The 12,055-nt window shown below is 61.0% G+C and carries 11 protein-coding genes; 8 read left to right on the top strand and 3 right to left on the bottom strand.

Translation table 11 applies throughout. The features are described from left to right. Positions 1-132: 132 nt before the first annotated feature. Positions 133-393 carry a DUF2934 domain-containing protein gene (locus RHEC894_RS21290; RefSeq protein WP_085738747.1) on the top strand — a complete coding sequence of 87 codons (261 nt, stop codon included), beginning with the start codon at positions 133-135 and terminating at the stop codon, positions 391-393. 23 nt (positions 394-416) lie between these two features. On the opposite strand, the gene RHEC894_RS21285 is transcribed toward RHEC894_RS21290, so the two are convergent. Both RHEC894_RS21285 and RHEC894_RS21280 read right to left on the bottom strand, forming a co-directional pair. Next, positions 417-983: a GNAT family N-acetyltransferase gene (locus RHEC894_RS21285; protein ID WP_085738746.1), complete on the bottom strand. Its 567-nt coding sequence runs from the start codon at positions 981-983 to the stop codon at positions 417-419. A 58-nt stretch (positions 984-1,041) separates the two neighbouring features. Beyond that, positions 1,042-1,689 carry a ThuA domain-containing protein gene (locus RHEC894_RS21280; RefSeq protein WP_085738745.1) on the bottom strand — a complete coding sequence of 216 codons (648 nt, stop codon included), beginning with the start codon at positions 1,687-1,689 and terminating at the stop codon, positions 1,042-1,044. 289 nt (positions 1,690-1,978) lie between these two features. On the opposite strand from RHEC894_RS21280, the gene galE reads away from it, so the two are divergent. Next, on the top strand, positions 1,979-2,962 hold the full coding sequence (gene galE, locus RHEC894_RS21275; RefSeq protein ID WP_085738744.1) for a UDP-glucose 4-epimerase GalE: 984 nt from the start codon (positions 1,979-1,981) through the stop codon (positions 2,960-2,962). Then, complete coding sequence (locus RHEC894_RS21270) at positions 2,940-4,511, top strand: alkaline phosphatase family protein (RefSeq protein WP_085738743.1); 1,572 nt, start codon at positions 2,940-2,942, stop codon at positions 4,509-4,511. The genes galE and RHEC894_RS21270 overlap by 23 nt, the downstream gene beginning before the upstream one ends. A gap of 6 nt (positions 4,512-4,517) precedes the next feature. On the opposite strand, the gene RHEC894_RS21265 is transcribed toward RHEC894_RS21270, so the two are convergent. Then, positions 4,518-5,015, bottom strand: a complete 498-nt coding sequence (locus RHEC894_RS21265) for a DUF1993 domain-containing protein (protein ID WP_085738742.1) — start codon at positions 5,013-5,015, stop codon at positions 4,518-4,520. A 370-nt stretch (positions 5,016-5,385) separates the two neighbouring features. Here RHEC894_RS21265 and RHEC894_RS21260 point away from each other — a divergent pair, with 370 nt between their 5' ends. From RHEC894_RS21260 to RHEC894_RS21240, 5 genes are all read left to right on the top strand, one after another. Next, entirely contained in the window at positions 5,386-6,315 is a 930-nt protein-coding gene (locus tag RHEC894_RS21260) for a sugar ABC transporter substrate-binding protein (RefSeq protein ID WP_085738741.1), read from the top strand. A 68-nt stretch (positions 6,316-6,383) separates the two neighbouring features. Continuing rightward, positions 6,384-7,925: a sugar ABC transporter ATP-binding protein gene (locus RHEC894_RS21255; protein WP_085738740.1), complete on the top strand. Its 1,542-nt coding sequence runs from the start codon at positions 6,384-6,386 to the stop codon at positions 7,923-7,925. A 34-nt stretch (positions 7,926-7,959) separates the two neighbouring features. Next, the gene (locus tag RHEC894_RS21250; RefSeq protein WP_085738739.1) at positions 7,960-8,985 is read left to right on the top strand and encodes an ABC transporter permease; all 1,026 of its coding nucleotides are present in this window, start codon (positions 7,960-7,962) and stop codon (positions 8,983-8,985) included. A gap of 252 nt (positions 8,986-9,237) precedes the next feature. Next, a complete protein-coding gene (locus RHEC894_RS21245; RefSeq protein WP_085738738.1) occupies positions 9,238-10,296 on the top strand; it encodes a dipeptidase in 1,059 nt (352 codons plus the stop codon). Between the two features lie 98 nt (positions 10,297-10,394). Then, the gene (locus tag RHEC894_RS21240) at positions 10,395-12,038 is read left to right on the top strand and encodes an ABC transporter substrate-binding protein (protein ID WP_085738737.1); all 1,644 of its coding nucleotides are present in this window, start codon (positions 10,395-10,397) and stop codon (positions 12,036-12,038) included. Positions 12,039-12,055: the final 17 nt, after the last annotated feature.

The raw sequence follows: 12,055 nt of genomic DNA, 5'->3' as shown, positions 1-12,055 counted from the left end.
ATCGGTGGTTAGTCTCGCCGAATCATCGCCGTTAGTTAAAAAATAACGCTGCCTCGTAACGACTCCTAAAGCCGGTTTTGGCACCTTCTTGCTATCGATATTTGCTTTCAAATTTTTCGGCTGGGGTTTGTCATGAGTCACAATAAAGACGCCTGGGTCAGCCAGCGCGCTTATTCACTGTGGGAATTTGAAGGCAGGCCGGATGGGCGCGGGGAAAGCCATTGGGCGCAGGCGCTGAGGGAATTCGAGCAGCTGGAATTGACCAAGGCCTCGCCCGATGGAAACGACCTCATCGAGAAGCTGAAGGCAGCCGGGCGGCTGATGCGGGTCTATGACGAGCCGGCTCCCGCCGCCGTCGATGACGACGGCCGGCAGCTGAAAGCGGCCCGTTAAGTCGTCGGCCGCTTCGCGACTATTCAGCGGCATTCCAGGCGCACGATCGGCCTTGTCGGCAGGCGTCTTGCCACTTCGGCGAAACCTTCATCAAGAAACATGGCGAGCGCTCCCGGATAAAGGTCGCCCACTCTCGACGCGCGGTGCTGGTCGAGGGGGTAAGCCTCGAGGCATTCGGCGCCGTTTGCCCTTGCAAATTCGACCGTATGGTTCAAGAGCAGCCGCGACAGGCCCTGCCGCCGGAATGGTTTGCGGACGATGAAGCAAGTGATCGACCAGACCGGCCTGTCATCGACCGCGGCAAAGGGTTTCGAGCGGCGCAGCCGGTCGAAGACAATACGCGGCGCCACGCCGCACCATCCGGCCGGCTCGTCTTGGCAATAGCCGAGAATGCCCGGCGGGCGCGGCTGGGCGAGCAGGCTTCGAAACCAGCTGCGATTTCCCTCGCCCCATCCGGCCTTGTCGTCGGCATTCGGAAGATACCAGTAGGCGCAGCGGCAATTGCGGCCGTCTGCGCAATCGTCGAACACCGCTTCTATATCGGCCAGGCGGTCTGTTGTGGCGGGGACGAAAGCGAAACGATCCTGCATGCCGGGAAATTATGGCGCGGGCGGGCGGTCGGCAAGCGATCGCGCCCGGCCCGTCCGATCACGGCTGGCGAGCGGCCCAGTTCAGGCCGCGCCGCAGGATGAGGGGCATGTAGGGATGGTCGAATTCGGCGGCGACATGGCCGAGCGCGGAATAGAAGATGCGGCCGGCGCCGAAATGGCGCTTGAAGACAACAGGCATCACGACGTTGCGGGCGGCAGGATCATAGGCGCCGGTGAAGGTGGTGGTCGCCAGGATTTCGACTGTGGGATCGTAATGCAGGTAATATTGCTCCGACCGGTAGTCGAAATCGGGAATGCCCTCCATGACCGGATCATTCTGGCGGGTGACGGCAACGCGGAAGTCGATGATGTTGCCGGGATGGGCGACCCAGGTGACGCCGGAGACATAGCGGAAAGCGGCGCTTTCCTTGAAGGAGGTGGCGAGCGCGCCGTGATGGCCGGCAAGCCCCAGCCCGCCGCGCACCGCTTCGACCAGGGCGCTGGCATGCGGCTTTTCGAGCGTTTCGCCGGTGATGATCGGCACCAGCAGGTCGGTTTTGGCAAGCGCCGGAGATCCGAATATGCCGAGATCGCCGGTGACCTCCACCGCAAAACCGTCCTTGCGCAGAAGATCGGCGACGATCTCGGCGCATTGCTCCGGCTCATGGCCTTGCCATCCGCCCCAAACGACCAATGCTTTCCTCATTCGCGTCCTCCCCGGCTGATGGCTGCGGACCGTTGCATCACATGGTGGTAAAGCCCCTTAAAACGGGCGATCATGCAAATCACGCGAATAATTCGCCAATCGCCGATCCGACAGAGAAGGCGGGGCCGGGGGCGTTCGGCATTTGACCTATTGTCCGTTCGCGCCTAGAGCGGTTCAGCTTTCATGGAACGCAGACTTTCCTGGAATTCCTCTATCGCAATTCCTTCTTTTTATTGACGTGTATCTCGTCTAGGTTTCTTTTATCTCTCGCTAATAATAAGGGTGGTGCATGGCAGGTGAAACGGTTCTTGTCGTCGGCGGCGCCGGTTATATCGGCTCGCATACGTGTCTCGACCTGGCGAACAAGGGCTACAAGCCTGTCGTCTTCGATAATTTTTCGAACGGCCATCGCGAGTTCGTCAAATGGGGGCCGGCCGAGGAAGGCGATATTCGCGATCGAGCCCGGCTGGACGAGGTGCTCGCCAAGCACAAGCCGGCGGCGATCCTGCATTTTGCGGCGCTGATCGAGGTCGGCGAATCGGTCAAGGATCCGGTTTCCTTCTATGAGAACAATGTCATCGGCACGTTGACGCTGCTTTCGGCGGCGCAGGCGGCGGGCGTCAACGCCTTCGTCTTCTCCTCCACCTGCGCCACCTACGGCTTGCCGCAGAGCGTGCCGCTCGACGAGACGCACCGGCAGGTGCCGATCAATCCCTACGGGCGGACGAAATATATCGTCGAGCAGGCGCTTGCCGATTACGACCAGTACCGGAGCCTGCGTTCGGTGGTGCTGCGTTATTTCAATGCGGCCGGCGCCGATTTCGAAGGCCGGATCGGCGAATGGCACCAGCCGGAGACGCATGCGATACCGCTGGCGATCGATGCCGCACTCGGCCGCCGCCAGGGCTTCAAGGTGTTCGGCAGCGATTACGAGACGCGCGACGGCACCTGCGTGCGCGACTATATCCATGTGCTCGATCTTGCCGATGCGCATGTGCGCGCCGTCGAATATCTGCTGAAGGGCGGAGAGTCCGTCGCTCTCAACCTCGGCACCGGCACCGGCACCACGGTCAAGGAATTGCTCGGTGCGATCGAAGAGGTGTCGAACCGGCCTTTCCCAGTGGAATATATCGGCCGGCGCGAAGGCGATTCGCATACGCTGGTCGCCAATAATGACAAGGCGCGCGACGTGCTCGGCTGGGTGCCGCAGTATGATCTCAGTCAGATCATCCGCTCTGCCTGGAACTGGCATGCAAAATCCAACCAACACTGAGCCCGGAATTGAGCCAGCCGGAATTGAGAGCGACCGCCGGCCGAATATCCTGCTGATCACGGCGGACCAGTGGCGTGGCGATTGCCTGTCTTCTGCCGGTCATCCCTGCGTGAAAACGCCCAATGTCGATGCGCTGGCGCGCCAGGGAACGCTCTTCCGGCGGCATTATGCCGGGGCGGCACCCTGCTCGCCGGCCCGGGCGACACTCTATACCGGCCTCTACCAGATGAACCACCGCGTCTGCCGCAACGGTTCGCCGCTCGATGCCCGCTTCGACAATCTGGCGCTGGCCGCCCGGCGGGCGGGCTATGACCCGACGCTGTTCGGCTATACGGATACGGCGCCCGATCCGCGCGGTATGGATGCCAATGACCCGCATCTAACGACCTATGAAGGCGTGCTGCCGGGCTTTACCTCACGCCAGCTGCTGCCGGAGCATGAAAGGCAGTGGCTCTCCTGGCTCAGGTCCCGTGGTCATCGGGACGCCGTCAGCCGCGACATTCATATTCCCGTCGGCGCGCGCGCCGGCGACATTTCCGATGCGGCGCCGGCCTATTCCAGCGAGGAGACCCAGACGGCCTTCCTGGCCGGCGAGTTCATCCGCTGGCTGGGTGAGCAGGATCGGCCGTGGTTTGCGCATGTGTCTTTCCTACGTCCGCACCCGCCCTTTTCCGTGCCGGAGCCGTTCAACCGGATGTTCAGGCCCGGTGAGGGGCCGGCTTTTGCACGGGCGGCAAACGCCCAAGCCGAAGAGGCAAGTCATCCCTATCTCGCCTATGCCATGCCGCGCACCGGCAAGAGCAGTTTCATCCACGGTGCGACGGGGCCGCTCAGCGACTGGAACGGCGAGGATTTCGCGGCGATCCGGGCGATCTATTACGGCATGATCGCAGAGGTCGATGCGCAGCTCGGCCGGATCTGGCAGGCGCTGAAGGATGCGGGCGCCTGGGACGATACGCTTATCGTCTTCACGTCGGACCATGCCGAGATGGCGGGCGATCACTGGACGCTGGGGAAGGGCGGCTTCTTCGACGGCAGCTATCATATTCCGCTTGTCATTCGCGATCCTGCAAGCGGTGCCGCCGGCGGGATCGTCGACGATTTCACCAGTGCCGCGGATATTTTTCCGACGCTTTGCCAAAGGCTTGGCATCGAGGCGAAGAACGGGCTCGACGGCCGATCGCTCATGCCGTTCGTCGAGGGCGGCAGCGCGGAAGGCTGGCGGGACGCGGCATTCTGGGAATTCGATTTCCGCGATATCGCCCGGGGCGAGACGGAGCGGCATTTCGGGCTCAGATCGAACGAATGCAATCTCGCGGTGATCCGCGATGCGCGGTTCAAATATGTGCATTTTGCCGCCTTGCCGCCGCTGCTCTTCAATCTCCACGACGATCCGATGGAGCTCGACAATCTCGCGGCCGATCCGGCCTATGCGGCGACCCGGCTTGACTATGCCGAAAAGCTGCTGTCGCTGCGGGCGCGGCATCTCGACCAGACGCTCGCCTATACCGAGCTGACGGAAAAAGGGCCGGTGACGCGCCGGCCCTGACGTCTTTTACCCGAGGTAATCGCGCTTGCCGATCGGCGCACCCTGGTTGCGCAGGATGGCGTGGGCTGTGGCGACGTGGAAATAGAAGTTCGGCAGGGCGAAGACGGTGACATATTCGCTTCCCGGAAGCACGATGCCGCTCTTGCCCGGCAAAGTGATTTCACGCGTTTCCGTTCCCTCCAGCGCTTCCGGAGAGAAGCCGGCGAGATAGGCTTCGGTCTTTGCCAGGCGCTCGCGCAGCTCGTCGAAGGTCTTCTCATTGTCTTCGAACTTCGGGGCGTCGGTGGCGGTCAGCCTGGAGAGGGTGAATTTGGCGCTGTCGCTGGCGCGCTGATACTGGCCGGAGAGCGGCAGCATGTCGGGCGCAAGGCGGGCGGCGACCAGGACGGCGGGATCGATATTCTTCTCCTTCGCATAGGCTTCGGCCTTGTCGAGATAGGTTTTCAGGCTGGCAAGGCCGCGCTGAAACATCGGAACGGTGAGGCGATAGATCGAAATGGACATTTGTCCTGTCTCCAAAATCTTTAAATGACCGGCCGCATCGAGAAATCGAAGACGCCTGCGGCCCGGCCTTGTCCTCGACTTCCCATAGATGGATGCGGCCTTCGCCTTTCACAACAGCGGCAATGCGGGCACCGATCGTGAAGTCCGTGGCATTGCAGCTCTATCCGTGCCTCGTCGCCGCTAAAGAGGCTTGACGCCGTTCCCAGAAAATGGAATGAATATTCCGAAGAGCAAATTTTACGGTTTGTTTGTTCCGTTTTAAGCGGAGCACCGCAGGAGAGGCGGCGAGAAAATTCCGGCTCCAGGGCAAATGCCTGGGGCTCCGGCGTGAGGAGGGTGCAGCCGGGCACCATTTGTGGAGGAAGTGAAAATGAAAAAGTTTATCCTGGGCACTGCGATGGCGCTCGTCATGTCGACGGCCGCGCACGCGGAAACCGTCGGCGTCTCGATGGCGAAGTTCGACGACAACTTCTTGACCGTTCTGCGCAACGGCATGACCGATTATGCAAAGACGCTTTCCGGCGTGACGCTGCAGGTCGAAGACGCACAGAACGACGTTTCCAAGCAGCAGAGCCAGATCCAGAATTTCATCGCCTCCAAGGTCGATGCCATCATCGTCAACCCTGTCGATACCGACGCGACCACGGCAATGTCCAAGCTCGCCGCCGACGCCGGCATTCCGCTTGTCTACGTCAACCGCCAGCCGGTCAACGTCGACACGCTGCCGGACAAGCAGGCCTTCGTGGCCTCCAACGAGCAGGAATCCGGCACGCTGGAAACCAAGGAAATCTGCCGCATTCTCGGTGGCAAGGGCAAGGCCGTCGTCATCATGGGCGAGCTTTCCAACCAGGCTGCACGCATGCGCACCCAGGACGTCCATGACGTCGTCAAGACCGATGAATGCAAGGGCCTTGAGATCGTCGAAGAGCAGACAGCCAACTGGGACCGCACCCAGGGCGCCGACCTGATGACCAATTGGCTGTCCAGCGGCATCGAATTCGACGCCGTGATCTCCAACAACGACGAAATGGCGATCGGCGCCATCCAGGCGCTGAAGGCTGCCGGCAAGGACATGACCAAGGTCGTCGTCGGCGGCGTGGACGCCACGCAGGACGCGCTTGCCGCCATGCAGGCCGGCGATCTCGACGTCACCGTCTTTCAGGACGCTGCCGGCCAGGGCAAGGGTTCGCTCGACACGGCGCTCAAGCTCGCCAAGGGCGAAAAGACCGAGAAGAAGGTTTATATTCCCTTCCAGCTCGTCACGCCTGCCAACGTCAAGGACTTCGTCACCAAGAACTGAGACGAGTGCCAACAGGATGCGGGCTCTGCCCGCATCCTTTCCGCCTGTCCGTATTTGGAGGAGATGAGATGGCCGTCAGCCCGACAACCATGGCCGCCGTGCGTGCGAGCGGCGCAGTTCCGAATGCGGAATATCTGCTGAGCGCCGAGGGCGTTCGCAAGGAATTTCCCGGTGTCGTCGCCCTCGACGACGTGCAATTCCGGCTGAAGCGCGCCTCCGTGCATGCGCTGATGGGCGAAAACGGCGCCGGCAAATCGACGTTGATGAAGATCCTTGCCGGCATTTACATACCCGACAAGGGTGATATCCGCCTGAAAGGCGTCGAGATTCGGCTGAAATCTCCGCTCGACGCACTGGAAAACGGCATTGCCATGATCCATCAGGAACTGAACCTGATGCCGTTTATGACGGTCGCGGAAAATATCTGGATCCGCCGCGAACCGAAGAACCGCCTCGGTTTCGTCGATCACGGCGTCATGCATCGCATGACCGAGGAACTGTTTACCCGGCTCAATATTGATATCGATCCCGATATCGAGGTCCGGCATCTGTCGGTCGCCAACCGGCAGATGGTCGAGATCGCCAAGGCGGTCTCCTATAATTCCGATGTGCTGATCATGGACGAGCCGACCTCGGCACTGACGGAGCGCGAGGTCGAGCATCTCTTCCGCATCATCCGCGACCTCAGGGCCCAGGGCATCGGCATCGTCTATATCACCCACAAGATGAACGAGCTTTTCGAGATCGCCGACGAATTCTCCGTCTTCCGTGACGGTCGATATATCGGCACGCATGCTTCGACCGACGTCACCCGCGACGACATCATCCGCATGATGGTCGGGCGCGAAATCACCCAGATGTTTCCGAAAGAAGAGGTGCCGATCGGCGAGGTCATGCTCTCCGTCAAGGATCTTTGCCTCAACGGCGTCTTCAAGGACGTCTCCTTCGAGGTGAGGGCGGGCGAGATCCTCGGCGTGGCCGGCCTTGTCGGTTCGGGGCGATCGAATGTCGCCGAAACGCTGTTCGGCGTGACGCCGGCAAGCTCCGGCTCGATCGAGCTCTACGGCAAACCGGTGACGATTTCTTCGCCGACCGAGGCTATCCGCCACCAGATGGCGTTCCTGACCGAGGACCGCAAGGATACCGGCTGTCTGCTGATCCTCGATATTCTCGAAAATATGCAGATCGCCGTTCTGCAGGACAGATATGTCAAGGGCGGTTTCGTGCAGCAGGGCGCGATCGAGGCGACCTGCGAAGACATGGCGAAAAAGCTGCGGGTGAAAACGCCCAATCTTTACGAGCGGGTGGAAAATCTTTCGGGCGGCAATCAGCAGAAAGTGCTGATCGGGCGCTGGCTGCTCACCAATCCGCGGATCCTGATTCTCGACGAGCCGACGCGCGGCATCGATGTCGGCGCCAAGGCGGAAATCCACCGGCTGGTGACGGAGATGGCGCGAAACGGCGTGGCCGTCATCATGATCTCGTCCGAAATGCCCGAGGTTCTCGGGATGAGCGACCGCATCATGGTCATGCATGAGGGACGCGTAACCGGTTTCCTCAATCGCGATGAAGCAACGCAGATCAAGGTGATGGAGCTGGCTGCGCAGTGATGCGCCGCCTGCGATCGTCCAAGGGAGGTTTGACATGACTACCAAGGCAGCAGAGGGCGCGGCTCCGCTCGCGACCCGGCAAAGGCGGCGGCGTATGCCGCCCGAGCTCAGCATCTTCCTCGTGCTTGTCGGCATCGCGCTCATTTATGAAGCGCTCGGCTGGATGTTCATCGGCCAGAGCTTCCTGATGAATTCGCAGCGCCTGACGATCATGATCCTGCAGGTCTCCGTCATCGGCATCATCGCAGTCGGCGTCACGCAGGTCATCATAACAGGCGGCATCGATCTTTCCTCCGGCTCGGTCGTCGGCATGACGGCGATGATCGCGACAAGCTTTGCCCAGTCGTCGACCTGGGGACGGGCGGTCTTTCCCTCGCTGACCGACCTGCCGGCTCTCGTGCCGATCATGATCGGCCTGCTGATCGGGGCGGCGGCGGGCCTGGCGAATGGCGCGCTCATTGCCTACACCAAGATCCCTCCGTTCATCGCGACGCTCGGCATGTTCGTATCGGCCAGAGGTGTGGCGAAGTGGTATACGAAGGGCCAGCCGGTTTCCGGGATCACCGAGCAGTTTCACTTCATCGGCACCAAAGCCTGGCCTGTTGTCGTCTTCCTGGTCGTCGCGCTGATCTTTCATATTGCGCTGCGCTACACCCGCTACGGCAAGTTCACCTATGCCATCGGCGCCAACCCGCAGGCCGCGCGCGTATCCGGCATCAATATCGAGGCGCATCTCGTCAAGGTCTATGTGATTGCCGGATTGCTTGCCGGTCTCGCCGGGATCGTTACGGCGGCACGCGCCGAAACCGCGCAGGCTAGCATGGGCGTCGGCTATGAACTCGATGCGATCGCGGCGACCGTCATTGGCGGCACCTCGCTCACCGGCGGCGTCGGGCGCATCACCGGCACCGTGATCGGCACCATCATCCTCGGCGTCATGACATCGGGCTTCACCTTCCTCAGGATCGACGCCTATTACCAGGAGATCGTCAAGGGCTTCATCATCGTCGCGGCTGTCGTCATCGACGTCTACCGACAGAAGAAGCGCCGCAAGCACTGATCCGGCGATACGATCGATGATTTTTGCGGGGGCTTCGGCCCCCGTTCCATTTCGGCGTCGATGACGGATTTCTAAAAAAAGAGGTGGCGAATTCCGTCAGCTTTCCTATTCTGCCGGTTCATTCGCCCTCTACAGCGCCATGCGTCCGAAAAGACGTGCAAAGACGCTGCAGCACTTTGAATGCTGCGTAATTCTATTCTTAAATCGAACCCGATTTAAGGGATTGTGCGGTAGGGCAGCGCAGGAAGACAGATGCAATTCGTATTTGACGGTCACAACGACGTTCTCCTTCGACTTTGGACACATGCAAAAGACGGCAGCGACCCGATCGCGGAATTCGCGGACGGTACGACGGTCGGCCATATCGATGCGCGCCGGGCGAGAGACGGCGGCCTTTCCGGCGGTCTCTGCGCCATCTACATTCCCTCGGGCGATCTCGTCTTCGCCGATCCGGATGCCGAGGGTCGTTATATCACGCCGATGGCGGCTCCTCTCGATCCGCTGCCGTCCCTTGCCATCGCTACTGAAATGGCGGCGATCGCGCTGCGGCTCGACCAGGCCGGCGCCTGGCGGCTCTGCCGGACGGTGAAGGATATCCGCGGCGCCATGGCGGAAGGTATTTTTGCCGCCGTCTTGCATATGGAAGGCTGCGAGGCGATCGGCGCCGATCTTTCGGCGCTCGAAGTGTTCTATGCGGCGGGGCTGCGGTCGCTCGGGCCGGTCTGGAGCCGGCACAATGTCTTCGGCTACGGCGTGCCCTTCGCCTTCCCGATGTCGCCGGACACAGCCCCCGGCCTGACCGATGCCGGCTTTGCGCTGGTCAGGGAATGCAATCGCCTCGGCATTCTGATCGACCTTGCCCATATCACCGAGAAGGGTTTCTGGGACGTGGCGAAAACGACGGACCAGCCGCTGGTCGCCAGCCATTCCAACGCCCATGCACTGACGCCGGTGGCGCGCAATCTGACGGACAGGCAGCTCGATGCGATCCGCGAAAGCCGCGGGCTCGTCGGCATCAACTATGCCACCGCCATGCTGCGTCCCGACGGCCGCTCGGACAGCGACACGCCGCTTGCCGATATGATCCGCCACATCGACTACCTCGTGAACCGCATCGGCATCGATTGCGTGGGCCTCGGATCGGACTTCGACGGTGCAACCATTCCGGAAGAAATCGGTGACGCGGCCGGCAATCAGAAGCTGATTGCCGCTCTCCGGGAGGTTGGATATGGTGAGGCCGATCTCACGAAACTTGCCCGTGAAAATTGGCTTCGTATTCTCGCACAAGCCTGGCGGGAGGACTACGCCTAAAGTGCCGCCCGCCTCTGGACGCGCTCGGAACGGACAATAGCTTTTATGGCATGACCGACAAAACGCTTCGTAATCAATCAAGAACAGGGGAACAGACCATGATGATCACCAAGCTCAGCCGCAATTTCCGCCTGCTTTCCGCAGGAGCCGCTCTTTCGCTTCTGATGATGGCCGCACCCTGCGCCTTCGCCGAAACGCCCAAGGACACGCTGGTCGAAGGTTTTGCCATCGACGATATCATCACGATGGATCCGGGCGAGGCTTTCGAGCTGTCGACCGCCGAAATCACCAGCAACAGCTACAGCCTGCTCGTCCGTCTCGACATGGACGACACCTCCAAGGTGAAGGGCGATCTGGCCGAGAGCTGGAGCGTTTCCGATGACGGTCTCACCTATACGTTCAAGCTGAGGCCCGGCATGAAATTCGCTTCGGGCAATCCAGTCACCGCCGAAGATGTCGCCTGGTCGTTCGAGCGCGCCGTCAAGCTCGACAAGAGCCCTGCCTTCATCCTCACCCAGTTCGGCCTGACCGGCGACAATATTGCCGAAAAGGCCAAGGCGGCCGATGCCAATACCTTCGTCTTCACGGTCGACAAGGCCTATGCGCCGAGCTTCGTGCTGAACTGCCTGACGGCGACGGTCGCCTCGGTCGTCGACAAGAAGCTGGTGCTGGAGCATGTGAAGGCGGTGACGCCGGATGCCGAGCACAAATACGACAATGATTTCGGCAATGAATGGCTGAAAACAGGCTATGCCGGTTCCGGCGCCTACAAACTGCGCGAATGGCGCGCCAACGAAGTCGTCGTGCTGGAGCGCAACGACAATTATTACGGCGACAAGGCGAAGCTCAACCGCGTCATCTACCGCTACATGAAGGAAAGTTCGGCGCAGCGCCTGGCGCTCGAAGCCGGCGATATCGACATCGCCCGCAACCTTGAGCCGGGCGATATCGACGCCGTTTCGAAGAACGCCGATCTGGCGACGACAAGCGCGCCGAAGGGCACGATCTATTATGTCAGCCTGAACAACAAGAACGAGAACCTGAAGAAGCCTGAGGTCCAGGAAGCCTTCAAATATCTGGTCGACTACGATGCGATCGGCGCGACCCTGATCAAGGGGATCGGCGAAATTCATCAGACCTTCCTGCCGAAGGGCCAGCTCGGCGCGCTCGACGAGAACCCCTACAAGCTCGATGTCGCCAAGGCCAAGGAACTGCTCGCCAAGGCCGGCGTGCCCGATGGTTTCTCGATCACCATGGATGTGCGCAACACGCAGCCGGTGACGGGTATTGCCGAATCCATGCAGCAGACGCTGGCGCAGGCCGGCGTGAAGATGGAAATCATTCCGGGCGACGGCAAGCAGACGCTGACCAAGTATCGCGCCCGCACCCACGACATGTATATCGGCCAATGGGGCTCGGATTATTTCGACCCGAATTCCAACGCCGATACCTTTACCGGCAATCCCGACAATTCCGATGCCGGCACGGTCAAGACGCTCGCATGGCGCAACACCTGGGAAGCGCCGGAACTCGACAAGCTCGCCAAGGCTGCACTTCTGGAACGCGACGCCGGCAAGCGCGCGGCCATCTACCAGGACATCCAGAAGAAATACCTGGCAAACAGCCCCTTCGTCTTCATCTTCCAGCAGACCGAGGTGGCCGGTTACCGCAAGAACGTGAAGGACTTCAAGCTGGGTCCGAGCTTCGACACCAACTTCGTCGGCCCGATCGCCAAGGAATAATCCGGCAGGATTGATCG

Origin of the sequence: Rhizobium sp. CIAT894, from assembly GCF_000172795.2 — a bacterium.
GTDB lineage: Bacteria > Pseudomonadota > Alphaproteobacteria > Rhizobiales > Rhizobiaceae > Rhizobium.
Note: the sequence above shows the minus strand (reverse complement) of the source record. Positions and strands in the feature narration are given on the sequence as shown.

Bases quoted from the DNA above. Each gene is read 5' to 3' on its own strand.
- RHEC894_RS21290 (WP_085738747.1), top strand. From the start codon at position 133: ATGAGTCACAATAAAGACGCCTGGGTCAGCCAGCGCGCTTATTCACTG.
- RHEC894_RS21285 (WP_085738746.1), bottom strand. From the start codon at position 983: ATGCAGGATCGTTTCGCTTTCGTCCCCGCCACAACAGACCGCCTGGCC.
- RHEC894_RS21280 (WP_085738745.1), bottom strand. From the start codon at position 1,689: ATGAGGAAAGCATTGGTCGTTTGGGGCGGATGGCAAGGCCATGAGCCG.
- galE (WP_085738744.1), top strand. From the start codon at position 1,979: ATGGCAGGTGAAACGGTTCTTGTCGTCGGCGGCGCCGGTTATATCGGC.
- RHEC894_RS21270 (WP_085738743.1), top strand. From the start codon at position 2,940: ATGCAAAATCCAACCAACACTGAGCCCGGAATTGAGCCAGCCGGAATT.
- RHEC894_RS21265 (WP_085738742.1), bottom strand. From the start codon at position 5,015: ATGTCCATTTCGATCTATCGCCTCACCGTTCCGATGTTTCAGCGCGGC.
- RHEC894_RS21260 (WP_085738741.1), top strand. From the start codon at position 5,386: ATGAAAAAGTTTATCCTGGGCACTGCGATGGCGCTCGTCATGTCGACG.
- RHEC894_RS21255 (WP_085738740.1), top strand. From the start codon at position 6,384: ATGGCCGTCAGCCCGACAACCATGGCCGCCGTGCGTGCGAGCGGCGCA.
- RHEC894_RS21250 (WP_085738739.1), top strand. From the start codon at position 7,960: ATGACTACCAAGGCAGCAGAGGGCGCGGCTCCGCTCGCGACCCGGCAA.
- RHEC894_RS21245 (WP_085738738.1), top strand. From the start codon at position 9,238: ATGCAATTCGTATTTGACGGTCACAACGACGTTCTCCTTCGACTTTGG.
- RHEC894_RS21240 (WP_085738737.1), top strand. From the start codon at position 10,395: ATGATGATCACCAAGCTCAGCCGCAATTTCCGCCTGCTTTCCGCAGGA.